The organism is Acinetobacter sp. YH12106 (genome assembly GCF_013418995.1).
Classification (GTDB): Bacteria; Pseudomonadota; Gammaproteobacteria; order Pseudomonadales; family Moraxellaceae; genus Acinetobacter; species Acinetobacter pseudolwoffii.
Genome location: NZ_VPAV01000013.1, coordinates 1 through 24822 on the forward strand (window position 1 = coordinate 1; position 24822 = coordinate 24822).

25 protein-coding genes, 1 tRNA gene, 1 rRNA gene and 1 pseudogene are annotated in these 24822 nt (G+C 43.5%); 17 read left to right on the forward strand and 11 right to left on the reverse strand.

The features are described 5' to 3' along the window. The first annotated feature begins 371 nt into the window (after nt 1–371). A tRNA-Arg gene (locus FTU45_RS10305) sits at nt 372–448 on the forward strand. Between the two features lie 105 nt (nt 449–553). On the opposite strand, the gene FTU45_RS10310 is transcribed toward FTU45_RS10305, so the two are convergent. Then, complete coding sequence (locus tag FTU45_RS10310) at nt 554–1852, reverse strand: SRPBCC family protein (RefSeq protein ID WP_159516275.1); 1299 nt, start codon at nt 1850–1852, stop codon at nt 554–556. Between the two features lie 160 nt (nt 1853–2012). Between FTU45_RS10310 and FTU45_RS10315 the strand changes: the two genes are divergently transcribed. The 4 genes and pseudogenes from FTU45_RS10315 (at nt 2013) to yddG (ending at nt 5169) form a co-directional block, all read left to right on the forward strand. Next, on the forward strand, nt 2013–2510 hold the full coding sequence (locus FTU45_RS10315) for a YcxB family protein (protein ID WP_159516274.1): 498 nt from the start codon (nt 2013–2015) through the stop codon (nt 2508–2510). A 42-nt stretch (nt 2511–2552) separates the two neighbouring features. After that, complete coding sequence (locus FTU45_RS10320; RefSeq protein WP_159516273.1) at nt 2553–3194, forward strand: fumarylacetoacetate hydrolase family protein; 642 nt, start codon at nt 2553–2555, stop codon at nt 3192–3194. A 153-nt stretch (nt 3195–3347) separates the two neighbouring features. Then, nucleotides 3348–4285 (forward strand): annotated as a pseudogene (locus FTU45_RS10325) (DMT family transporter). Next, on the forward strand, nt 4282–5169 hold the full coding sequence (gene yddG, locus FTU45_RS10330) for an aromatic amino acid DMT transporter YddG (protein ID WP_180076362.1): 888 nt from the start codon (nt 4282–4284) through the stop codon (nt 5167–5169). The pseudogene FTU45_RS10325 and the gene yddG overlap by 4 nt, the downstream one beginning before the upstream one ends. A 30-nt stretch (nt 5170–5199) precedes the next feature. Here the strand turns inward: yddG and FTU45_RS10335 are convergent, their stop codons facing one another. Beyond that, a complete protein-coding gene (locus tag FTU45_RS10335) occupies nt 5200–6447 on the reverse strand; it encodes a YihY family inner membrane protein (protein ID WP_005168686.1) in 1248 nt (415 codons plus the stop codon). 114 nt (nt 6448–6561) lie between these two features. Here FTU45_RS10335 and wrbA point away from each other — a divergent pair, with 114 nt between their 5' ends. Further along, complete coding sequence (gene wrbA / locus FTU45_RS10340) at nt 6562–7158, forward strand: NAD(P)H:quinone oxidoreductase (RefSeq protein ID WP_005168684.1); 597 nt, start codon at nt 6562–6564, stop codon at nt 7156–7158. Nucleotides 7159–7211: 53 nt separating this feature from the next. Here wrbA and FTU45_RS10345 read toward each other — a convergent pair whose 3' ends face one another. The 4 genes from FTU45_RS10345 to FTU45_RS10360 form a co-directional block, all read right to left on the reverse strand. After that, a complete protein-coding gene (locus FTU45_RS10345) occupies nt 7212–7643 on the reverse strand; it encodes a hypothetical protein (RefSeq protein ID WP_074383567.1) in 432 nt (143 codons plus the stop codon). A gap of 455 nt (nt 7644–8098) precedes the next feature. Then, nucleotides 8099–8674 (reverse strand): xanthine phosphoribosyltransferase, encoded by a 576-nt coding sequence (locus tag FTU45_RS10350; protein ID WP_005094083.1) that lies wholly within the window; start codon nt 8672–8674, stop codon nt 8099–8101. An 88-nt stretch (nt 8675–8762) separates the two neighbouring features. Beyond that, nucleotides 8763–9446, reverse strand: coding sequence for a DUF3108 domain-containing protein (locus tag FTU45_RS10355; protein ID WP_373685748.1), 684 nt, complete (start codon nt 9444–9446; stop codon nt 8763–8765). Between the two features lie 189 nt (nt 9447–9635). Further along, entirely contained in the window at nt 9636–10322 is a 687-nt protein-coding gene (locus tag FTU45_RS10360) for a hypothetical protein (protein ID WP_005094079.1), read from the reverse strand. A 261-nt stretch (nt 10323–10583) separates the two neighbouring features. On the opposite strand from FTU45_RS10360, the gene FTU45_RS10365 reads away from it, so the two are divergent. Continuing rightward, a complete protein-coding gene (locus FTU45_RS10365) occupies nt 10584–11441 on the forward strand; it encodes an energy transducer TonB (RefSeq protein WP_005094077.1) in 858 nt (285 codons plus the stop codon). A gap of 178 nt (nt 11442–11619) precedes the next feature. On the opposite strand, the gene ybeY is transcribed toward FTU45_RS10365, so the two are convergent. The 3 genes from ybeY to miaB are packed head-to-tail and all read right to left on the reverse strand — an operon-like array spanning nt 11620 to nt 14697. Then, entirely contained in the window at nt 11620–12102 is a 483-nt protein-coding gene (gene ybeY, locus FTU45_RS10370; RefSeq protein WP_005094076.1) for an rRNA maturation RNase YbeY, read from the reverse strand. 22 nt (nt 12103–12124) lie between these two features. After that, entirely contained in the window at nt 12125–13201 is a 1077-nt protein-coding gene (locus tag FTU45_RS10375; protein WP_005094064.1) for a PhoH family protein, read from the reverse strand. A gap of 38 nt (nt 13202–13239) precedes the next feature. Continuing rightward, a complete protein-coding gene (miaB, locus tag FTU45_RS10380; protein WP_180076364.1) occupies nt 13240–14697 on the reverse strand; it encodes a tRNA (N6-isopentenyl adenosine(37)-C2)-methylthiotransferase MiaB in 1458 nt (485 codons plus the stop codon). Nucleotides 14698–15031: 334 nt separating this feature from the next. Between miaB and FTU45_RS10385 the strand changes: the two genes are divergently transcribed. The 6 genes from FTU45_RS10385 to FTU45_RS10410 all read left to right on the forward strand — a co-directional run bounded on the left by FTU45_RS10385 (nt 15032) and on the right by FTU45_RS10410 (nt 19941). After that, nucleotides 15032–16966, forward strand: a complete 1935-nt coding sequence (locus FTU45_RS10385; RefSeq protein ID WP_180076366.1) for a lytic transglycosylase domain-containing protein — start codon at nt 15032–15034, stop codon at nt 16964–16966. A 31-nt stretch (nt 16967–16997) separates the two neighbouring features. Then, entirely contained in the window at nt 16998–17636 is a 639-nt protein-coding gene (locus tag FTU45_RS10390; protein ID WP_180040640.1) for a ribonuclease I, read from the forward strand. 167 nt (nt 17637–17803) lie between these two features. Further along, on the forward strand, nt 17804–18790 hold the full coding sequence (locus FTU45_RS10395; RefSeq protein ID WP_005168672.1) for a malate dehydrogenase: 987 nt from the start codon (nt 17804–17806) through the stop codon (nt 18788–18790). Nucleotides 18791–18964: 174 nt separating this feature from the next. After that, entirely contained in the window at nt 18965–19225 is a 261-nt protein-coding gene (locus FTU45_RS10400) for a DUF2789 family protein (protein WP_005094053.1), read from the forward strand. Nucleotides 19226–19313: 88 nt separating this feature from the next. Next, nucleotides 19314–19568: a DUF2789 family protein gene (locus tag FTU45_RS10405; RefSeq protein WP_035337452.1), complete on the forward strand. Its 255-nt coding sequence runs from the start codon at nt 19314–19316 to the stop codon at nt 19566–19568. A 115-nt stretch (nt 19569–19683) separates the two neighbouring features. Next, complete coding sequence (locus FTU45_RS10410) at nt 19684–19941, forward strand: DUF2789 family protein (protein ID WP_005094049.1); 258 nt, start codon at nt 19684–19686, stop codon at nt 19939–19941. Between the two features lie 90 nt (nt 19942–20031). Here FTU45_RS10410 and FTU45_RS10415 read toward each other — a convergent pair whose 3' ends face one another. Together FTU45_RS10415 and FTU45_RS10420 are read right to left on the reverse strand one after the other, a co-directional pair. Next, nucleotides 20032–20559, reverse strand: a complete 528-nt coding sequence (locus FTU45_RS10415) for a hypothetical protein (RefSeq protein WP_005094048.1) — start codon at nt 20557–20559, stop codon at nt 20032–20034. Nucleotides 20560–20629: 70 nt separating this feature from the next. Continuing rightward, on the reverse strand, nt 20630–21232 hold the full coding sequence (locus tag FTU45_RS10420; RefSeq protein WP_100357803.1) for a 2OG-Fe(II) oxygenase: 603 nt from the start codon (nt 21230–21232) through the stop codon (nt 20630–20632). 117 nt (nt 21233–21349) lie between these two features. Between FTU45_RS10420 and FTU45_RS10425 the strand changes: the two genes are divergently transcribed. From FTU45_RS10425 to FTU45_RS10440, 4 genes are all read left to right on the forward strand, one after another. After that, a complete protein-coding gene (locus FTU45_RS10425) occupies nt 21350–22207 on the forward strand; it encodes a 23S rRNA (adenine(2030)-N(6))-methyltransferase RlmJ (protein WP_005094045.1) in 858 nt (285 codons plus the stop codon). A 38-nt stretch (nt 22208–22245) separates the two neighbouring features. Beyond that, entirely contained in the window at nt 22246–23067 is an 822-nt protein-coding gene (gene pssA, locus FTU45_RS10430) for a CDP-diacylglycerol--serine O-phosphatidyltransferase (RefSeq protein ID WP_005094042.1), read from the forward strand. Nucleotides 23068–23085: 18 nt separating this feature from the next. After that, the gene (locus FTU45_RS10435; protein ID WP_180076365.1) at nt 23086–24162 is read left to right on the forward strand and encodes a DUF6670 family protein; all 1077 of its coding nucleotides are present in this window, start codon (nt 23086–23088) and stop codon (nt 24160–24162) included. A 439-nt stretch (nt 24163–24601) separates the two neighbouring features. After that, nucleotides 24602–24822 (forward strand): 16S ribosomal RNA (locus tag FTU45_RS10440); the annotation flags it as partial.

Below are 24822 nucleotides of genomic sequence, written 5' to 3' on the forward strand. Positions count from 1 at the left end.
CGCTCATAGCTCAGCTGGATAGAGCACTTGGCTACGAACTAAGGGGTCGGGAGTTCGAATCTCTCTGAGCGCACCAACTTGAACAATCAACCGCTTTCATAGCGGTTTTTTTGTGCCTGAAATTTGGGGACATCTTTCTCGGTATTTGCTGTGTACTTTTCATCAGGATGAAATGGAGCTTGTCGCCACATTGAATGCAGCGTCAAAGTCCGGATGGTATTAATTGTTTTTAGCTCTAAATGTGCAGAAATTCTCACAGAAAACTGTAAATACTGCTGTATCGTTTAATTACTATACATTCAGTTGTGCTTTTATTAAAAAACACTTAACAAGCCTTAAAAAAGCCGTATAATGCACCCCATCAAGACGTCGCGCTCATAGCTCAGCTGGATAGAGCACTTGGCTACGAACTAAGGGGTCGGGAGTTCGAATCTCTCTGAGCGCACCAATCTTGATAAGAATTCTGAAAAAACCGCACATTGATGCGGTTTTTTTACGTCTGTGATATTTAACGCTTTTTCATATAAAAAACCAATAACTACCGATTCGTTGATTATCTTAATTTTTGCTGTACCTTGAGTGCATAGACGGTATTGCCACCCACCGCAGGTAATACATCGTGATAGGGCAGACTGCGCATGGCCCTTAATAAAAACGGTGCTTGATCATGAATCTTCATGCTGCTGGTGATTTGGAACAGATTACCTTGTGATTGCGGCAATAGCTTCATGCTGCCTTTGACAAACTTTAAGTCGCCACCATTGGCATTGAACTGATTCTGCAAGGGATCGGGCTGGTAAAAACGCATCTTGAAGTTAAATGGAATCTGAATCACGCCTAAGCCCACTGAAACTTTATAGTTGGCATCTACACTTTGGGTATTGATCGGGTTAAGTTCGACTTTCTTGATCTGGCGCGGGAAAAGCTGTTGACTGGCTTGTGCAGCCAACCACGGTCGTAGCTTGTCTACCGAATGCGGAAAGTATTGATAGGTGCTGCTAAATCTCAAATTTTCTGACGCTTTTCCTTCTTTAATCTGATAGCTGGGCAAAATAAAACTGACTGGTTGGCCGGATTTTTGACTAAGCTGGGCAATCTTCTGTAGCTGTTGTGAATTAAATTTCAGTTGTGGAGTCGGGGCGGTGAGTGTTGTGGCATGACTGGTTTTAAAACGCTGTTGCAGTGCTTCGAGTAGAAATGCGTTGGTACCGGGAGGAATGCCAAGTTTGGCTTCAGGCAGGGCATTGAGAATTTTACTGAATAGAAAACCTTTAGGCTGGTTCAGGTCGCCCCACTGGGTCACTGTCACCAGAGTTCTGTGCGGATCAAGCGCGAACCATTCCAGTTTTCCCGCGCCATAAGGAATGGGTGCATCAATAATTAAAGTGCTGATGCTGTTATTGCCCAGATGATGCTGCATCACCACGGTTTCTTTGAAGTTCAATATCGGAATTGGTGTGGGGATATGCACCTGATATTTGACCTGCTGAATCGAACCTTGCTGTTCTAGAATTTTGGCTGACTTTAAAGTCGGAAACAGGCCAACATAATCCGGATAATGCTGTAGCAATTTCTCGACCTGTGTTTCAGCCATAGGCAAAACCACGGCGGCACTATAAAATTGTACCTTGCTGGTGGCCTTACTGTTTAAGGTAGGAAGCTGGGTTTTAGTCACCGGATGCGCATAAATCAGAATCCTTTCGCCTGTTAATTCTGCCAATTGTTGGGCATTGCCCGGATAAGCACTCAGGCTACTGGGTAATTCTGCATCCCAGGGAATGATCTTGGCCAGTGATAGAGTAGACAGACCCGAACAGATACCGATTGCAATACATTGCTTGAATCCTTTCATTCAACATCCTGTTGCATATTTTTTGTTTTAATTGCTGTTTATTTAAAACTAAATACACGTTTTTCCAAAGCAAAGTTATGTAATTGATGCGTCAGGCCATAAGCATTGTGCATATTTTGCTATAGTATTGGGCAAGATTTTATTTTTTTGATGTGATGCTATGACTGAGTCAGCACCGACTTTATCGACCCGTTATTTTCTGACTTTAGAAGAATCTCAGGATGGTTTTGCCTTGGCGACTTTTGGCAAAAAGCAGATTTCACGTTTTCTGACGCCTCTGGTCAGTATCGGGATTATCCTTTGGGGCTTTTCGATGGGCTTTGACGGGGTAGGACGCTATTACGTGGCTTTGGGGGCATTCTTCCTGATCCTGCAAGGCATCATGCGTTACTGGTTTCTGCCGATGATGTTTAAACGCCAGTTCGTCAAATATCAGTTTGGTAAGAGTGAACAAGGCCTTGATCTGTATCAGGACTATGCGGAAATTTTTAATAATGAGCGTAGCAAGCTGGTAGCGTATAATGAGGTGCAGAATTTTGCTGCCGGCAAACTGACCTATATGCTTGAACTGAAAAACCGCACCGTCATCATTGTGCCAAAACGTGCCTTTAAAGATGCGACTGAGCAAAACATTTTCGAGAATGCATTTAAAAAATAATCCAGAGATCGATATAAAGACAAATAAAGGAAAGTTTTGATCATGAGTACACGCCCATCCAAAATTGTCTGCGTTGGTCGCAGTTATGCCGATCATGCCAAAGAACTCGGAAATGCGATCCCTGATCGTCCGGTCTTATTTATTAAGCCACCGAGTGCCTTAGGCTCGCTCGATGCAGGGATTGAATGGAATCCGGAGTGGGGCAACTGCCACTATGAATGTGAACTCAGTTTGCGTATTGACCGGACTTTAAGCAAAGAAAATGATCCTGTAAAAGCACTGCAAGCGGTGGGTGCGGTGACTTTAGGTCTGGACTTGACCCTGCGTGACTTGCAGGATGAACTCAAGAAAAAAGGCCAGCCTTGGGAACGTGCCAAAGCCTTTGATGGTTCGTGTCTGTTGTCAGACTGGATTCCTGTGAATGATGTGGTCGCGGACTGGAAAGATGTGCATTACACTTTGGAGGTGAATGAAGAACTGCGTCAAAAAGGCGATACCGCTTTATTGATTTTTGATATCGCGACTTTACTGGCAGATATCAGCCAGGTATTCACTTTAGAAGAAGGTGATGTGGTGATGACGGGTACACCCGCAGGTGTGGCGGCATTGCATGCAGGCGATCAGTTGAAAATGACCCTGAAAGGCCAGTCTCAGGATTATGTCTGGACGACTTGGGTTAAATAAGCTGAACGTTATTTTTTGATTGAAAGGACTGCGAGTGCAGTCCTTTTTTATCGAGTTTTAAAGTATTTACAGCGCTGGCAAAATAATAGAAAAGTATTGTTTTACCGCAGAGAAGATTATAGTGGGCACTTTAAAGTGGTCACAGGAGTAGGGGTGAAGCAACGTCAGGCGCTAGATGCCAAAGCATCTGCCATCATGTTTGTATTATGTATGTTGTGGGGCTACAACAGGTCGTGCTGAAATGGGCGGCCAGTGATATTTCAGTCTTGATGCAAATTGCCTTGCGTTCAGCCTTGTCTGCGATCATGGTGTATCCCCTGATTCAGCAGAGCGTGCGCCGTCAGCTTTTGAGCACCCGCTATTTGCCTGCAGGATTGCTGGTCGGAATACTGTTCGCAACCGAGTTTTATCTGATTGGGGAAGCACTACGCTATACCTCAGCTTCGCATACCATTGTTTTGCTTTATACTGCGCCGATTTTTGTCGCATTGGGTCTGCACTGGAAATTGCCGGCAGAGCGTTTGTCGCGTGTGCAATGGGGCGGTATCTTCGTGGCATTTAGCGGGATTGTGGTCAGTTTTTTACTCAGACCACAGACAAGCTCTACTTTACAAACCGATGCTTTGTGGGGAGATTTTCTGGCCTTACTCGGAGGTATATTCTGGGCAGCCACCACTGTCAGTGTACGTCTGAGCCGACTGGCTGAAGCACCTGCCACCCAGACCTTATTCTATCAATTATTGATGGGCGGCATATTATTGCTACCTTTGGCTTTTTTTAGTGGGCAAGCGACCATTCAATGGACGACCCTGTCTATTTCCAGTCTGATCTTTCATACCGTGCTGATTTCCTTTGCCAGTTATTTGATCTGGTTCTGGATGCTGAAACATTATCTGGCTTCACGTTTGGGCGTATTTTCTTTTTTAACGCCTGTATTTGGCATGCTGTTTGGGGTGTTGATTCTGGATGAACAGATCGAACTGAATTTTATTATTGGAACCTGTATGGTCATGCTGGGCGTGATTCTGGTGAGCTTGCAGGGATGGCTGAAAAAACCGAATACAACGAATAATCCTCAAGAGCAAACATGAACGTCTGGTCGATGAAACTGGCCACCTGGATTGGCCTGTCTTCCATTCTGATCTGGGCCAGTCTGGTGGCTGTGGTCAAATTGATTACCGAATCTACCAGTCCGGTGCAGGGGATTGCCCTGATTTACACTTTTAGTAGTCTGGCGATTCTGGCATTGATTGGATTTCCTAAAATCAGGCAAATGTCCAAGCGCTATCTATTGGGTTGTGGGGCTTTGTTCGTTGCTTATGAAATTCTATTTCTTGTTGCAGTTGCCTGGTCGGATCACCGTGAACAGGTGATGCTGATTGCGATGATCAATTATCTCTGGCCACCCTTGATGATTGTCTTTTCGATATTTGCCCGGCAATTGCAGGCGCGTCTTTGGGTCATTCCAGGATTTTTGCTTGCTGTAGTCGGTCTGATGTTGGTGGTCAATCCTGAAATTACTAATCTATCGAAACTTATGCAGGTTTTAGCTGAAAATCCTTTGGCTTATGGCTTTGCTTTTATCGGTGCCTTGTTATGGCCATGTTATTGCATTCTGACCAGAAAATATGGTCGTGGACAAAACGGCGTACCGATTTTTTTTGTGGTCGCCGTCATTGCGTTATGGGGCTTACATCTGGGCTTGGATGAGCCTTTCAGGATGCCTTCATTGAAGCTCTGGCTGGAAATCGCCATAGTAGGCAGTCTGATCGGGATTGCTTATAGTAACTGGAATCAGAGCATGCAGTACGGCAATATCAAGGTACTGATTTTGGCCACCTATTTTATGCCAATTCTGTCTTCAGTTATGTCGATGCTGATTCTGGATATTCGACCCGAGCTGAGTTTTTGGATTGGTACTGCTTTGGTGACCGCAGGTGCGATCGTCTGCTGGAAGTCTACGCAAACAACTTAAAAAAATCCTCTCAAGCGAGAGGATTTAGGATTATTTATTCCGGAACAATTCGGAAAGTGGAAAACTCAGCTTTTCTTCCAGATATTGATCGGTTTCCTGTAGCTTAGGCGAGAATTTCTGCATCCAGATTTCCTCGGTATGTGCCTCGGTGAAGTGATGCTTACGTGGCAATGGATAAGGAAGTTGCAGATAAAAGTCCCAAAAACTCACCTGATCCAGATCACGTACCAAGACATATTCATTGTCATCGGTACGTTTGATCAGATTTTGTTTTTCAAACATGCTCACATAGTTTGGCCAGCGACCAATTTCATCACGACCCAAAGCATCTAATGCTTCTGCTTCACTAATGCTCTCACCAGTTTTTTGCTTTTTATGAAACAGCTCTAATAGATCCAGCAGCATGATGATTGGGTGACGTTTATGATCCTGACCAGATTCAAAGGCCGTCAGGGCATAACTGATCTCAACGCCGAGTAAGACAATATTCCAGGATAAATAAATCCACAGTAGAAAAATCGGCACAGCGGCGAATGCACCATAGACAATCTCATAACTGGTAAAGTTTGACATCACAAAACCGAACAGGTTTTTAAGCAGCTCAAACACCACTGCACTAAACAGGCCGGCAATAAATGCAGACTTGAGTGGCACACTGCGATTGGGGATGGTCCAGTTGAGAATGAAAAACCCGAGTACGGTCAGAGAAAAGGAAATGGCCCAGAGGACAAAAGCACCATTAAGTTCATACCCGGCAAAGTTATTGCTGAGGACACTCATGGAAGCCACAGTTGATGAAATGACGAAGGCACTACCCAGTAAAATCGGTCCCAGCGAAATGATAGTCCAGTAGCGCATAAACCCGATAATTCCACCTCGGGTCTGAGTCACTCGCCAAATTCGGTTAAAGGCTGTTTCGATACTGGTGAGCATCAATACGGTCGTAATGAATAAAAACAGGATACCAATCACGGTTAAATTACTGGATTTATCGGTAAAGGCATTCAGCGCTTTATCAAAGGCAATCGTGGTTTTGGGTAGAAAGTTACTGTAGATCAGCTGTTGCAATTGTTGTCGTGCAGGCTCTAAGGCTTTAATCGATGAAATAATGACCAAGAAAACCGTCAACATCGGCACGACTGCGAAAAGCGTAGTATAGGTCAGGGAACCGGCTTGCTCACGACAACGGTCTGCTTCAAAGCGTCGGAGTACGAATAAAATAAACTGAAACCAGTGTTTCTCATAAAAGGGTAACTTTTTTAAATACTCAACAATCATGTGCATCCAATCTCAATTTTTTTAATCATCATGAATTTTCATCCATTAGCTTAACCAAAAAAGTTACAGAATATCGTATAGTTTTATTTTTTTAAGTAATGAATAAGAAGCCTCATGCAACCTTATGTTCTTGTTTTATATTACAGCAAATATGGCTCAACGAAAGAAATGGCACATCTGATAGCCAATGGCGTTGAATCGACAGGAATGGCGGTAAAAATTCGGACTGTCTCGAATATTTCTAGCGTCGTAACCGTAGCCGAGCCGAGTATTCCGGCAGAAGGAGATATTTATTGCAGTTTAGAGGATTTGGCCCAGTGTTCTGGCTTGGCCTTAGGTTCACCGACCCGTTTTGGCAATATGGCCTCAGAAATGAAATACTTTTGGGATCAGACCACCAGTCTATGGCTGAATGGTGCGCTGCACGGTAAGCCGGCCTGTGTCTTTACCGCATCGGGTTCCATGCATGGCGGACAGGAAAGTACCTTGTTGACTATGCTGCCACCATTATTCCACCACGGTATGATGATTATGGGGCTCAGTAATGCTACAGCTGCCTTGTCCAATACCAAGACTGGCGGTACGCCGTACGGTGCCAGTCATGTCAGTGGCCCACGGCATGATCAGGGTTTAAGCCCAGATGAAAAAGTTTTGTGCGAAGTACAGGGCAAACGACTGGCTGAAGTGGCTTTCAAACTCAATCAGTCTTAAGCATTAACTCAGAAGGAAATGAAGAACTCACTCACTTCATTTCCTTCATGATATTAATCTTCTTTTTGATCTTTTTGATCTTTTTGATCTTTTTGATCTTTTTGATCTTTTTGATCTTTTTGATCTTTTTGATCTTTTTGATCTTTTTGAATAAATCTATGTTTGCATTTTAAACATTGATAATCCAAGAATAAATTACGGTCGACGGAAATCCCGGCTTTTTTGCCGAGGAAATTCCCTATTACACCACCGGTAATGCCAACACTGATTGCCCCGACAAAAGTACCCACTGTCCCACCTAAAATTACACCTAAGGGGCCAGCAACAGTACCAATCGCTGCGCCAACGGATGCGCCAGAAGCAGCACCACCGACTGTACCCGCAGTAGCACCTGCCGAGCTCATGAGAATGCCACCAATTTTCTTTAAATTCTGTTCGTGATCACGCTGTTCGATGTCAGTGGAACCACATTTAGGACATTGCATAGGTTTTTCCATCAAGGATTGGTATTCACTTGTTTTAAGTTTATGGAGGAGATGCAATTTTCTCTAGATCAGCAGCTCTTCATAATATGCTGCAACAGCATATATACATGCTGAATCCTGAGGTCAGGAGCATTTCCTACCTTCCTGATTCTAGTTGAATTAACGCTCAAACATTGTATTTCAGCTGTAAATATATTTATTTTTATCTGCGTGAGTCATTTTTGAATTATTTCAATCATGCAGGACACTATAAGATTTTGGAGGTTTTTCTTCCTCAGTACTCTATCTATACACAGGCATTTAAAAGTAAGCCATTTATCTAGGATCAAGTCAGGAATCATGAATAACACATTAGATTGAACTAGAGTCGAGCTTTGAATATTTTTAATTTATTTCATCAGATAGACAAAATAAAAAAGAGCGCATGAGCGCTCTTTTAAAATTGATTGTCGAGCTTAGTCGCGAACAAATTCAACTGTGCCATTTGCCAAAGATTTTACGCGTGCCAGTGACTCAACACGGTAGCCTTTTTCAAGCAGCAAGTCGCGACCAGGCTGGAATGATTTTTCAATCACAATACCAATACCGACCACTTCTGCATTTGCCTGATGAATTAGATCGGCCAGACCCAGCGCCGCTTGACCATTCGCCAGGAAGTCATCAATCACTAAAACCTTGTCGGTTGAGCTGATGTGTTTATTTGAAATCGCGATGGTGCTTTCAGTCTGTTTGGTAAATGAAAACACTTTAGAGCGGTATAAATCATCTTTCAGGGTCAAAGACTGGTATTTACGTGCAAAGATGACAGGTACACCAAGTTCTAAACCTGCCATCACTGCAGGTGCAATACCTGATGCTTCAATCGTAATAATTTTGGTGATACCAGCATCCTTAAACAGACGCGCAAATTCTTGACCAATTAATTGCATCATGACTGGGTCAATCTGGTGGTTTAAGAAAGAATCCACTTTCAAAACTTCTTCAGAGAGAACGATGCCTTCGGCCAAGATTTTCTGTTCTAGTGCATGCACGGGAGAATCCTCAAGAGCAGGTGCTTTTTCAAGCAAAAGCGTATTGTAAAAAGCACCCGGAAAAAATCAAGTGAAATTCGCCAAAATCTTAGTTGCTTGCACCTTTATAGTCAGTTAATAGCAAACCATAAGAGGTTTTCTTGTCTACATGCGAAACTTTGACTGGCAGATAGTCAAGTTTCGGTGCCAGCCAGAAGATGGTTTCACGACCCGGCTTGCTATGCTTCATTACCACCTTGATGGTATTAAAAGAACCATATTTGGTACTGACCGTTTCTGAACCTTGTCGAACAAACTTACGGCCTTCGACCTCTTTAGCATCAGCAAGATAATAATTCGATTTTAAGCCACCATTTTTTAGATCTTCACGAATTTGTAATTCCGCATTCAGTTCATCCAGAACATCGGCTCTCCAGGCAAAAGAACGCTTTTCATCATCTTTTCTGGTATTGATGGTTTTGCTGGAAGGATTAAAGTTAATACTCATGGTGTTGTTATGCACCAGGATTTTACTGCTACGACTGAAACTGCTGGAGCCAATCTTGCCGTTATTAAAGGTGAAACGGCTGGTTTCAGTTGCTGAAGCAATACCACCGGCTTTTGCAGCAAAGACGTAAGTCCAGTTATTGCCGGATTTACTCAGAGTACGGGTGGCAGAACCCATATTCTTGCCATTATAGCTAAATTGATAATTGGCTTGGAAAGGCGTCATGGCAAAAGCCTGGCTAGAAATACCAGTCAACAGTATTGCACCGCTTAGACTTGTGGTCATCGCTAAAGTCTTAAATACAGTCTTCGCCATTAGTCATTTTCCTATATTGGTTAAACGGGCAAAACATCTTACTTGTTGTAGCTTTTATTCTTTAGGCAAAATATGGAAATTTAAGGGATATTTCTAGCAAAAATGTATCTTTCATGTAGTTTTTTCAACAAAAGTTCAAAAAACGGGATTGGATAGTATTCAAGACGGATCTTTCTGTTTGATCGGGGTCACCAGGTTATCGTCCATTTCGTCTTCATCCCAATTTTCCTCTCTGTCTTGAGAAAGTTTTCTAAACAGGGCTGCCAGATTCACATTACCAATCACCACCAGTTCAGCTTCGCGAAGCACTGCATGATTCACATGAACTTTTCCTAGAGTATCAATAATCGAACGGTTTTTGCCTAACCAGCGGTTCAGGTCCAGATACAGCAAGTCATCAATGACTTTAATAACGCCAAGTTTTTCCAGAATCATGCCCAATGGATCTTTGTTCAAGATGCGTTGATAGAAGAACAGGGCAAAACGCACCCCAAGCTTATACAACAGATTTGGATATTTGGCGTCAATAAGCTGTGTATCACTGATTTGCTCGAATACAATCAGCTGGGTGGTCTTATTCAGTTCCATCTGAACCAGCTTCAAGTCTACCGACAAAGTGATATTCAGGCCTTTATAGTCTAGTGTCGCGTAGAGACGCAGCCAGTCTTCATGCAGGTCTGCGTGTAAGTCTTTCAGTGCATCGACATTGTCGGTGACAAAGCGTTGAAAAGTTGCATTTAAGAAGACTTGCGATAAAGGGAATTCACGCTCATCCTCAATAAATCCTTCCGCCCTCTGATACACTTGGCGGATTCGGTTGGAAATATTGGAAATTAGCGTTTGCATATTGAAGCATCCTAGCAACTTTATTTTTGACTCGAAGTGTATCTTGTCGAATTGTATGAAAAATACAAGTATTCAAGCTTGAAGTTTAGCAAAATAAATAGCACCATTTTTATAGTTTTAGTTATGTAACGTTGAAGATTTGATGGATTTGGCATTTTTAAAATAGAAATGCCCAATTTGTTTGTTTTTAATCTTTAAAATACTTTTTTGGGGAACTGAACTCAGGACTGAGTTTGGGTAATGTGATAAACAATGATATTAATGCCTCTGGTCAGAACCTGGTGGAAAGATCCAGTGTTTAGCAGTGCCGTGCTCACCGCAGGCATTCTGCATTTGATCGTATTGACACTGGAATTTGGTATGCCGCAAGATCGGGAGACCAGCACCAAAGAAATTGCAGTCAGCTTGCGACAAACAGATGAAAAAATTGAACACGCTGATTTTCTGGCCCAGACAGACCAGCAAGGGTCTGGCAAGTTTCGAGAAGCGCATCGGATGTCGAGTGATATGCCATCTCCTTTGTTAGAGCAGAAGGCAGGGGAAGAACAACAAGAAAGTCCGGATCTGCTGCAACAGAAACAGGAACTCAGTTTTGAAGAAAAAGTGCTGATGACCACCTTGAGCTGGCAAAAACAGGCAGAAGAAAATCAGCGTAAAAAAATGCAGGAGCAGTTACAAAGCCAGTTTCAGGCCAAAGCAGCCATGGTGGCCAGTCTGGAAGCGCAATATTTACAGCGTCAGCAAAATTTTAGTCGTCAGCAAAAAATTAAAACTGTGGATGGTATTCAATCCAAGCAGGATGTCTCCGCAGCCTATCTGGAAAAGTTCCGTCAGAAAGTAGAGTTTTATGGCAATCAGTATTATCCGGAAGCTGCCAAGCAGCAGAATCTGGCAGGTGAAGTTCGTCTGATGGTGATCCTGAATCAGAATGGAGGGATTCGTGCCATCCGATTAATTGACAGTTCAGGACATGCCATGCTGGATGAGGCTGCGAAATCTTCTGTACGTAAAGCGGCGCCATTTGGTGCGTTTGATGCCAAAATGAAGGAAATTTCTGAATTGCGGATTATCCGAACCTGGCGTTTTGATCCGGCTGAAGCAGAGTTTGAAGTACGTTAATTCATTCTAGTTCTCTCTCCCTTTGGGAGAGAGTTAGAGAGGGGTTTTAACAGGTATTAGAACCTCTCCCTTGCGAACTCAGAATATATTCTGAGGATTCTCATCTCCTAGAGGAAGAGCGAATATAAAGCATTAAAAAAGCGAGCCTCAGCTCGCTTCCTTCATTTTCTTTTAAATCTTAATCTCGTTCCAGATAAGGATTTTCAAAACCCAGCTTGGCCAGAATTTCAATTTCAATGCCTTCCATTTCTTCCGCATCTTCATCTGATGTTTCATGATCATAACCCATTAAATGCAAGGTGCCATGCACCAGCATATGGGTGAAATGCGTCAACGGCGCTTTTTGCTGCTCAAGCGCTTCAGCAAGTACCACAGGAATACAGATCACCAGATCGCCAATGGGAAAGGCATCCAGAAATTGCGCCATTTCATCTGGAAGATCGCTCGGAAAAGACAGGACATTGGTCGATTTGTCTTTGCCGCGATATTCCAGATTCAGTTTATGACTTTCATCATGATCGACACAGGCAATTCCGATTTCGCAATTACTTTGCGTACCGATATGACCTAAAGTGGTTTCGACTACTTTTTTAATAGAGGCACGTTTTAGTACCAGTTCAGGTGACTGAAAATCCTGCTGTAAGGAAAGACTAAGTTTCAACACAAATCCTTAAATTGAAAGCTTAATGCTGTGCATCTGCGGCAGCATTATTTTCAGCGATCAAGGCGTCCTGACGTGCTTTACGTTCGGCACGTGCTTCTGCACTTAAACGCTGCTGATCACTGTCCCAGCCTTCATAGGCTTCAACAATTTTCTGTACCAGTTGATGACGAACCACATCACGAGAATGAAAACGGGTGATATGAATTTCAGGGATTTTATCAATCACACGCAGGGCATGTGAAAGACCAGACTGTTGGCCGCGCGGTAAATCCACCTGCGTCACGTCACCAGTAATGACCGCTCGTGAACCAAAACCTAAACGGGTCAGGAACATTTTCATCTGTTCTGGGGTGGTGTTCTGTGCCTCATCCAGAATGACGAAAGAATGATTCAAGGTACGGCCACGCATATAAGCGAGTGGCGCCACCTCAATCACTTGACGTTCAATCAGCTTGGCCACTTTTTCAAAGCCGAGCATTTCATACAAAGCATCATACAATGGACGCAAATAAGGATCGATTTTCTGGCTTAAATCCCCTGGCAAGAAACCCAGTTTTTCACCGGCTTCGACCGCAGGACGCACCAGTAGAATGCGCTGGATTTCATTGCGTTCCAGCATGTCCACAGCAGCAGCGACAGCCAGATAGGTTTTACCGGTTCCGGCAGGACCTATACCAAAAGAAATATCACTTTGCAGAATACGCTGTACATAACGTTTCTGGTTGGCACCACGCGGATTGATCCGGCCTTTACGGGTTTGTAACCAGACATTGTCCAGGCCGGTATGTTCTTGGTCTTCTAGATCTTGCTGGAGTTCACGGTCAGTCTGACTGCCCTGAATCATTAGGTGCAGGGTATCTGCGCTGATCTGCTGGCTCTGTTCAGATTCTTCATGCAGACGTTGCAAGAGCATTTCGGCTCTTTCAACGGCATCGATTCCACCATCCACAATAAAACTCTCTCCGCGATGGGAGATTTTGACATCTAAACGTTGTTCAATTTGCTTCAAATGACCGTTATAAGCACCTAACATCGCTTGGATACGGTCCATTGAAATCCCAGGAAAAGCTACTGTACGTCGAATCGCTGCAGTCAAAGAGTATTCCTTATGAAGTGTACGTTATATGCTCTACATTACGCCACGTCAGGCTCAAGATTCAAGAGTTCACCATAAACTAAATTCAAAGTTTTAATTTCGGTCACTTCGATCTCGGCAAAGCGACCTACCCAGGCAGGATCACCAATAAAGTTGACATAACGGGTGTTGTCCGCCGTACCCACCAGAATATTCGGATCTTTATCAGAGACTTTCTCGATCAGTACCCGCTGGATGCTACCGAGCATGGCATCCGTTTTGTCAATACTCGAGCGTTTAATCCATTGCTGAACTTTGGCCAGACGTTCTTTTTTGACATCTTCCGGAATGGTATCTTCCAGTTCTGCCGCAGGCGTACCCGGACGTTTTGAATAGATAAAACTATAAGAATGATCGAAATCCAGATCTTTAATAAATTGATAGGTCTCTGCAAAGTTCTCATCGGTTTCACCCGGGAAGCCAATGATAAAGTCTGAAGATAAATGCATATCGGGACGAACTGAGCGTAACTTTTTAATTTTCTCGATATAGACATCGATGGTATGATTACGTTTCATGGCCTGAAGCACATTATTCGAACCACTTTGTACCGGCAAATGCAGATGTGAAACCATTTGTGGCAGGTCACGATAACACTGGATCAGGTCATCATTAAATTCGAGTGGATGCGAAGTGGTATAACGAATCCGGCCAATGCCCGGAATATCCGCGACTAAACGCAACAGATCGGCAAAAGTACAGATATTGCCTTCAAAGGTTTCACCACGATAGCCATTGACGTTTTGACCCAGCAGGGAAATTTCACGCACGCCTTTTTCTGCCAGACCCGCAATTTCAGCCAATACATCATCCAGTGGGCGAGACACTTCTTCACCACGGGTATAAGGCACCACGCAGAATGAACAATATTTTGAACAGCCTTCCATGATCGAAACAAAGGCTTTATAGCCCTCAACACGCGGTTCAGGCAGAAAGTCGAATTTTTCGATATCCGGGAAAGAGATATCTACCAGTTTGATTTTTTCTTTTTTCGGTTTTTCGATCTGGTCAAAATGCTGATCCAGCATTTGTGGCAAGCGGTGCAGGGTTTGCGGGCCAAAAATCATGTCGACATAATTGGCACGTTTCTGGATGTTGTCGCCTTCCTGAGACGCCACACAGCCGCCAACCCCGATAATCAGATCCGGATTCTTGTCTTTCAGTTTGCGCCAGCGACCCAGCTCGGAAAACACTTTTTCTTGGGCTTTTTCACGGATCGAGCAGGTATTCATCAATAGAATATCGGCATCTTTAGGATCGTTGGTCAGCACATAGCCATGGGAATCGCCTAACAGGTCTGCCATACGGTGACTGTCGTACTCATTCATCTGACACCCTTGCGTTTCGATATACAGTTTTTTTACTGCAATCTCATGGACAGGGGTGTGCGCTGGCTGGGTAACAGTGTTTTCTGAGGCAGCTGGGGCACCATTCGGAATGAAGGTTTGAACCGTCATGTAGGCTCCTACAAGGTAATACGTTGAAAGAGTGAACGAACAGCCTGATTGACGCATCAAACAGGTGAATAACAATTCAATTCACGGACTGAAATATGGGAAGGCGCATATTTTAGCAGGAAAGTCGCTTAAACTTATAGCTTAAATTAAACGTGGAAAAATATTGATTTATGGGTAAAAATTGTCTGTAGATTAATATTGCTTAATCATAAGGTTACATAACTGAACAATACAGTTGCTTATAATATTTCAACAAAGCTCTTATGATAAGCAACATAGGCTAGGCACAGAATCGATGAGAGAAGGCAAAGGGATGTTGAAACACACTGAAAATATGTATAAATATTATAAATTAATTACGTTAAGTGTGGCGTGTCTGTGTGCGGCAAATACACAGGCAGCAGAAGAACAATTCAATGATGCCTTACGTGCAGCCAATGCAGGCAATACTGAATTATTACAACAATATCGCCAGTCCATGCAAAATGATGCCTTGGGTTATTATCCTGAATACTGGATTCTGAACCAGAATCTCGCTTTGCAACCAGCCAGTCAGATTATCAGTTTTGCCCAGCGTTACCCGCAATCTGCCATGGCTGAAAAGCTGGCAGCAGACTATGTCGAAGAAAAAGTCAAAATGGCAGACTTTGCGACTGCCCAGCCAGTATTGCCTTATGTGACCAATGCCGATCCAGCCGAAGCCTGCGCCGTAGCACAAGTCCGTGCCAAAGCCGGTGATGAGCTGGTCTATGCCGAATTTAAAGAGGTCTGGCTCACCACCAATTCCCAACCGGAATCTTGTACTGGACTTGGTCGAATGATGCTTTCTAGCCCTTTAATGACGGCAGAAGACCGCCAACAGCGACTTTGGGTACAATTGCGTGCCGGTCAGTCAGGTCAGGCTATTGCCACTGCGCAAGGAATCGGTCTGAATCTGTCTTTAGCACAACTCAATTCGATTCAGGCCAATCCAACCAATTATTTATGGTCTGCACCGAAAAACAGTGCGGCAGAACATGCTTATCTGATTTATGCACTGGGACGTCTGGCAGATAGTGATCTGGACTCGGCGTTATCCATTGTGAAACGGACTGCTGAAGGCACACCGGTACAAGTACAACGTGCCTTATACCGAGCTGTGGGGTATGTCGGTGGAACCACAGTCATGAAGAACAACTTTAACCGGGAAGTGTTAAATGCCTTTGATGCCAGTTATGGTCTGCCATTTAGTCCGGAAGAAGCTGAGATTTATGCGCGTCAGGCCATCCGTTTTAGTGCGTGGGAAAGCCTAATCCGTGCGATTGATGCCATGAGCGTCAATCAGAAACAGGAAGATCGCTGGCAATATTGGCTGGCCCGTGCCAGTGAGCAGCGTGCAGATCGTAGTTCAAAGAAAACTGCAGAGAGTATTTATCGTACATTGGCCGCCGGGGATGATTATCACAATCTTCTGGCACGCGACAAGTTGGGACAGCTGACTGCGAGCACACCCAATCCAATTCAGCCATCGAATCAGGCCATGCAACGTTTGAATCAGGATATTCATTTCCGTCGTGCGTTCACGCTACGTAATATCAGTGCACCGAATAACTACATTAACCGTGAATGGAACTGGGCAGTGCGTCAGGCCTATCTGAAGAAAGATGATGAGCTGTTGCTGGCCGCAGCAAAGCGTGCCATGGACATGGGCTGGCATGATCGGGCCATTTATGCAGCTGACCGCACCGTGAACAAACATAACTACAATTATCGTTATCCAATGCCGCACCAGAATTACGTGGTCAGTCATAGCCGCAATGCCGGGATCGATCCGGCTTGGGCTTATGGGTTGATGCGTCAGGAAAGCCGTTTCAATACCGTGGCACGTTCACATGTGGGTGCCGGTGGCCTGATGCAAATCATGCCAGATACCGCCAAGCTGGTGGCGCGTCAAATGGGTGAGGCTTATAATCCGGCAGCTCTCACCGATATGAATACCAATATTCGTTACGGCACCTTTTATTTATCGACCATTCAGCGTCAGCTCAGCAACAGCCCAGTCTTGGCAACCGCAGGCTATAATGCCGGACCAAACCGTGCCCGCCGTTGGCAGCCGGAATTTCAGGGCATGGCAGCAGATCAATATACTGAAAGTATTCCTTTACTTGAAACCCGAGATTATGTGAAACATGTCATGACCAATGCCACACATTACGGTCTCTTGTTAGGACAGGGTGCACAGTCCGTGGGTAAGCGTATGCAACTGATACCATTACGTAATACACAATAAAATTAAAATTATTGGGGATGGTGATTTATTCATGAAAATAATGAAGGATCGTCGAGTTTGGGGGAAATGGGCAGCGCTTGTATTTTTTGGCAGCAGTCCGGCAGCATTCGCCATGCCGACAGACTATGTTATGGATGTAGAAATGGTGCCGGCTTTGTGTAGCCTGTACCCTGAATATGCAAAGAAACGAAAATGTCTGGAAGGCTATTCCTTGAATATTTCCGGCTTATATCCTCAGGCTACGTCAGAAAACTGTACCACCAATAGCTCTGCGAAACTTTCACCGCTTCAGTCCAAGGTGGTGGCCAGAATCATGCCGGATGAAAATACCCGGACCATTTTGTGGCGCAACATCGGCGGTTGCGTTCCGATGAATGCCAGCCAATATTTCCGGACGATTATCAATTATGCAGACCGGCTTAAAGTGCCGGCAGAGCTGACTGAACAGGAAAATATCACCATATCAGTCGATGCGCTGCGTGTGAAATTTGTGAGAATTAATCCGCAATTACCCGCCAATGCTTTGAGATTTAATTGCCAGCTTACTCAAGCTAGCAGCGTGTTGACCTCGATCAAAGTCTGTTATCACAAAAATGGCAATTATAAATCCTGTCCTGCCAACATTATTAATACATGCCCAAAAACTGTCACAATAAAAGGAACATACTGAGCTTTTTTGCCGGTTTAATTTATATTTCCTATCAGACTTTAGATGAAATCCGTCCTCTTTTATATGCATCCGGCAAAGGATTGGAGTACAATCTTTCGCGTTTACGATTATTAGATTAAATACTAACTATTTAATCGCGTTGAATATCCTCAATTGGAGATAATTAGATGAAGCAAGCAGTTCGTGTTGCCGTTACTGGCGCTGCAGGTCAAATTGGTTACAGCCTATTATTCCGTATCGCAAGCGGCGAAATGCTAGGTAAAGATCAACCAGTGATTTTGCAATTGCTCGAAGTTCCTTTTGAGAAAGCTCAGCAAGCGCTTAAAGGCGTAATGATGGAGCTTCAAGATTGTGCATTCCCGCTACTAGAAGACATGATCGGTACTGATGATCCTAAAGTTGCATTCAAAGATGCTGACTACGCGCTATTAGTTGGTTCACGTCCACGTGGTCCAGGTATGGAACGTGCTGATCTGCTTAAAGTGAACGGCGAAATCTTTATCGGTCAAGGCCAGGCACTTAACGAAGTTGCGAGCCGTGACGTTAAAGTTCTTGTTGTAGGTAACCCTGCGAACACGAATGCTTACATCGCGATGAAATCTGCTCCAGATCTTCCAGCGAAAAACTTCACTGCAATGTTACGTCTTGACCACAACCGTGCTGCATCTCAAATTGCTGCTAAAACCGGTAAAGCGGTTAAAGACATCAAAAATCTTACAGTTTGGGGCAACCACTCTCCAACAATGTATGCTGACTACCGTTTCGCTACAATTAATGGCGAAAGCGTTAAAGACATGATTAACGACCAAGATTGGAATGCAAACACATTCCTTCCGACTGTTGGTAAGCGTGGCGCTGCCATCATTGAAGCGCGTGGTTTGTCTTCTGCTGCTTCTGCTGCAAACGCTGCAATCGATCATATGCGCGATTGGGCTCTTGGCACAAATGGCGAATGGGTAACCATGGGTATTCCTTCTGACGGTTCTTACGGTATTCCTGAAGGCGTTATGTTCGGTTTCCCTGTAACGACTGAGAACGGTGAATACAAAATCGTTCAAGGTCTAGAAATCGACGAGTTCAGCCGTGAGCGTATCAATGTTACATTGAACGAACTTGAAGAAGAGCGCGCAGCGATTGCTGACATGCTTAAATAATTTGATCGTTTAGATTAAGTTGAAAGAGCACTCCATTCGGGGTGCTTTTTTTATCTCTCTATTTTTTTGATGAACAAAAAATAACATGCTGTGATGCAGCAGCAACTGAATCTTGCTTAGGCTTGGACTAAGCTAAAAAACATAAATAATCCAATAAAAGGCGAGGTGAAGAAGATGTTTGATCAACACCCAACGTTAGAAATGTTTTTTCAGCAACTTGGATTGGACTCGAGTCCCGAGGCGATTGATGAGTTTATCAAGACCCATCAAATTGGTATGGACGTGCCTTTGCACAAGGCGCCGTTCTGGTCGAAATCCCAGCATGATTTCCTGATTGGTCAGTGGAAAAAAGATGATGAATGGGCAATTTTAGTTGATGTCCTGAATGAACAATTACATAGCGAAGCCCAAGGTTCTGGATCATGTGATTTATAAATGAGTATTTAAGGATTTATGCCAGTTCTTATTTTAGGGATGGTAAAGGTCTTATTTTTAGTTTAGAGCATATAACAGGAGCAAGTGGATCATGTTCGAACAACAGCCAACTTTAGAATTATTATTTGAACAATTGGGTTTGCCTGCTGATGAAGCCGCAATTAATGAATTCACCCATACCCATCAGTTGCCATCTGAAGTCGCTTTACCGGATGCCGAATTCTGGAGTGAGGGCCAAAGTGCATTCTTACGCGAGCACTGGCATCAAGATGATGAATGGATTGTGATTATTGATAAACTGAACCAGCTGTTACATGTCGAAAGTGACAAGCAAGGTGTTTAAATTATAGTCTACAAAAAGAAACAACAAACCTAGTCAAATGACTAGGTTTTTTTTGTCTTATCTTATAAGTTGGATCTATAAATAATTACAATTTATCTGATATAAGGAGGGCGACATGCTCATGAAGAACCAACCATCCTTAGAAATGTTATTTTCTCAACTCGGTCTGGCCAATAGCGCTGCTGCCATTGAGTTGTATATCCGGACTCATCAACTTCCAGCAGGCTTGTCCTTGCACGAGGCACCATTCTGGAATAAATCCCAGCGTTCATTATTGATTAGTCATCTGGTACAGGATGATGATTGGGCAATCTGGGTGGATGAGCTGAACCAGCAATTACACATGGATGCCTACAGACGTCAGCCTGCTTAACTGTGTTATATCTTGGTATTACTTAAAAAATGAAAGTGATGCTCAAAAGAAAACGCCTCAAATGAGGCGTTTTCTTTGACGCTGTTAAGCTTAATGCATTTTACTTTTTAATATTTTGATAAACCATTCCTGCTGACGATAATCACTAAAGGCATGATGCTGCTGCAACAACTCCAGTTCACATTCAGCCGTTTTGGTGTATTTACCTAACCAGTGACGTGTCAGGGCCGGCTCATTTTTACTGGCACTGGCATAAGCCAGAAAGAAATAAATATCGCCATGTTCATAACTGGCCATCGGCTTAAGAATTTGCTGGGTAATCAGGGCAAAATGCTGCTCTTTGGTCAGTTCAAAAAACATCATATAAGCCTTGGCCAGATGCAAGGATAAATTGATATACATGCGCAGCGGCATTTCTTCAAATTCCACCCGGCCTTGTTCAAGTAAGACAATCGCTTCTTGCAGGAAATGTCGCTGTTCCTGACGCAGCTCACTTAAAGTCACCAGCTGTAAACGAAGATCAGCACGTTCAAGCGTTAATTCTGGCGTATTGCCTTTTAAGTACAATTGGTCAGTTTCACCCAGTCGCTCAATAATCTGCTTGGTTGTTAATCGCATCAACGCAATCCTCATTTCTCAATAATGGCTATATGAGGTTAAAAAAATAAATTTAAAGCATGAGCGAGCATTAGATTAAGGCTGTATCGCTTCTTAACCAGGCCGTAATGGATAGACGTTGCTGTTTGGAAATTAAAACTTCATGTAACAAATCACTCTGGAACAGTACAATCCGGTTCGGCTGTGGCTGAATAATATGCCACTGGCCATTTTTATCTTGCAGGCGCAATTCACCCCCCCAATCTGCCTGCCATTGTTCATGCAGATAATACACACTGGAAATCATTCGGCCATTTTTAGCTTGAGGATTGTCACGATGCAGCGCATAAAACTCGCCAGCGTGATAGCAGGCAAAATGTGCTTCGATTTCTTTAATGCCTAAATAAAACGCGCGGTTTAAAGCTTGAGAAAACTGTTGCAGGGTTTGAGTGTGTAGGTGGGAAATTTGAAATTCAGGTCGTAACCAAAGAATATGATCACTACGGATGTTGCTGACGACGCCATTTTGAATGGCTGCATTACGAAATTCGTTTAAGTGGCTTAAGCATTCCTGACTTACCGCATGTTGATATTCACTAGAATAAGCATCGTCAACAATACTAAAGCCATGTTGATCTAAATCATCTAAGATTTGATCAACATTCCAATCCCCTGGGATGATAACAGCTTCCATTTTTTTCAATTCTCGATAGTGTGGCAAAACAGGTTCGCTATTTTAGTGTAAGAATCGTGCCTGAACGAAACTATTTTTCATGTTAAAATAGCTGTTGATATTAGGAATTAATGAAACATGAATTACCGTCACTCTTACCACGCAGGCAACTTTGCCGATGTCATGAAGCACGTTTTATTGCTTCAGTTGTTGACTCGACTGAATGCAAAAGACAAACCTTATCGCTATGTAGATACACATGGTGGTGCGGGTAAATATGATTTATCGACTGCTGAAGCGCAAAAATCAGGTGAGTTCTTAAACGGTATTCATCGTCTTGTTAAACTGGATGATTCGATCAAGCGTAACGCACCTGAAGGCGTACAACAATATTTGAAAGTTGTTGAGAAAATGCGTGAAAACTTTGGTAAGGGTGCTTATCCCGGTTCACCTTGGTTTGCTCTGGAAGGCATGCGCGAGATTGATAAAGCGACTATTTTTGAAATGCAGCGTGATGTATTCCAGCAACTTCGTCATAATATTTTTGACAAGCGTGCCGGTTTGCATGAGCGTGATGCATACGAAGGTCTTTTGGGGGTGATTCCGCCGAAAGAAAAACGTGGTCTGGTGATGATCGATCCACCTTATGAGCTTGAGCGTAAAGATTTTCCACAATTGGTAGAATTGCTGGTTGCCGCTTATAAGAAATGGCCGACAGGTGTATTTGCTGTTTGGTATCCAATTAAAGACCGTGCCATGATTGAACGCTTCGAGAAAAAAATGTTCAAGACCGGCATCCGCCGTCAACTGGTGTGTGAAGTTTGTGTATGGCCGGATGACACCCCAGTCGGCTTGAATGGTTGTGGTTTGCTGGTGATTAATCCGCCTTGGAAATTCTCTGAAGATGCAGATGAAGCACTACAATGGTTATTCCCACATCTTCGCATGAGTGAAAATGGTGGTCACGCTGCAGTTCGCTGGTTAGTCGGCGAATAATTTTTTCAAAGCACAGGTCATAGCTAGGATCGACAAGAATGACAAATATAAGCAAACCGGAACGCGACTCTTCAAAAGACTTGCCTTTTGATGGCATCACCTTTGAGGTGGAAGAAGAGGAACATACCCAGGAAGGGCAGAAAGTTAAGCGTCGAGGCATCTATCTATGGCCGAACCTGATTACAACCGCTGCGTTGTTAGCGGGTTTTTACTCCATTATTGCCAGCATGAATGGCAATTTCCAGCAAGCGATCTATGCAATTTTTATTGCGGCTTTGCTGGATGGTTTGGATGGGCGTGTGGCGCGTGCGATTGGTGCGCAAAGTCCGTTTGGTGAACAGTTTGATTCGCTTTCCGATATGCTGGCTTTTGGTGTTGCTCCCGCGATCTTGATGTATAGCTGGGGTTTGAGTGATTTAGGCCGGATTGGTTTGGCTGCCTGTTTTGTCTATACCGCCTGTGCTGCTTTTCGTCTGGCCCGCTTTAACGTACAGATTGGCGTGGTAGACAAGCGTTATTTTATTGGTGTGGCCAGTCCATTGGCAGCTCTCATGATTGTTTCGCTGGTCTGGGTCGGTTTAGATTTTCCTGAAATTTTCGATATTCGTGAAGCATCCATTCAGATCATTAACGCCGTTGTCATTATTGCGGTGGGCTTGTTGATGATTTCTAATATCAAATATTATTCATTTAAGACTGTAGAGCGTAAACGCGTTCCGTTTTTTGTATTACCAATTGCCGTATTTGTCTTTGCTGCGATGACTTATAATATTCCTGTCGGCATTCTGGTAATTTCTATTCTCTATGCCTTATCTGGTTTTGTGACCACCTTTATGGCAAAAAGATCGAGTAGATTATAAAAATATAAGGAGTCTGAGATGCGGTTTCTTCAAGATTTTTTAGATCGTTCGAAACAGCTGAATCAGACTCCAACTGTTTCGCATTATCCTGCCTATCATGGCCCCAACTCAAAATATAAGATTATTCATCAAGGTTTGATGATTCCTGGACTTCCGGCGCCGCTGCACTATCTAAATTTTCTCAGCATTATCGGGCAGCCGAATGCACCGATGCTGGCCAATCCCAGTGCAATTCAAACCAACGCACTGGATACCGCTACGGTGATTTGCAGCACGAGTTCGCATATGGTGGGGCAATTGCATCACTATTCGGTCACGCAGGATTGTCATTTTAAATCGGGTCTGTTTCAGTTTCTGGATCGGGAGCAATTGAGCGGAAATTTCCCTAATTTTCGTTTGCAACGTTCTGACTCGGAGCTCAGTTTTGATTTAAATATTCAGACCACTCAACTGATTTCTCATTTTACCCAAATGCGTTTTTCCTTGGCGGATCACTGGTCTTTGCTGTGTCATTGTCAGGGAACCGTGAGCTATAAAGCACAGCAGTATACGATTGATGGTCTCGGAAGCTTTGAATACGCGCGGAGTTTTAACTTTCCCTATCTGCCTTTGGCTTTCCTGACTTATCAAATTATTAATCTCAGTGAAAACCGGCAACTGTTGTTGGCACAAATTCGGGATGGTTTTAATAGTATTGTTCAGTCGCGGATATATCTCCGTGATTTAAAAAACATGCGGACCCAAATGTTCGATCGCAAAGTTTATTTTAAAGTTCATCGTGTTTATCCGCGTGTCACGACACCCAATCGGCAAAGTATGTATTTGCCGCGAGAATTTGAATGGTGTTATGAAAATGCAGACGGTACTTGTATCTGGGTACAAGGTCAAAGTCGTGGAGATTTTAAATTTGGCCTGGCAGCGGGTTATGTAGGAAGTTTTAGTTATCAAGTAAAAATAAATGAAGAAACCGAAAGTGGGGAGGGTGGCTATTGTGAATACATAGATTGCCGGCCTTTAAGCTTTCAGGAACAGAATAAAACTGAAAAAAGATTAAGTCATTTATCCAATTCGGTCCCTTTAATGCTCAAGAAATAGAAAAACCTCCTCTTTTTGTAGAATAAATAAACAGTCGTTAGTTTTTTATTGAATTATTTAAAAAATAGGGTTGCAAGCCTCCTGAAATGCTGTAGAATGCACATCCATCGGCGGTGATGAAGATTAAAACTTCTGATAAAACAGTGACTTAGTTAAGATTGATTGAGTTGGGTTTTAGAGAGAAAGTTTAAAAATAATCTGAATTACTGGTTGACTTTCTAGAGATAGAGAGTAATATAGCCGACCTAGCTTGCTGGTGACGAATCAGCAAGAAGATCATTAAGAGATTATGAAGAACAACTTGTGTGGATTTTTACTGGTTGATCGATCGAAATTATTTTCATTGATTGATGGTAGAAATGACTCGAAGTTTATTTGAGAAATATTTGTCAGAAAATTGATGAGCCAAGATTGGTGCCCTTTAGGTACTACTGATTTTAAACTGAAGAGTTTGATCATGGCTCAGATTGAACGCTGGCGGCAGGCTTAACACATGCAAGTCGAGCGGATGAAAGTAGCTTGCTACTGGATTCAGCGGCGGACGGGTGAGTAATGCTTAGGAATCTGCCTATTAGTGGGGGACAACATCTCGAAAGGGATGCTAATACCGCATACGTCCTACGGGAGAAAGCAGGGGATCTTCGGACCTTGCGCTAATAG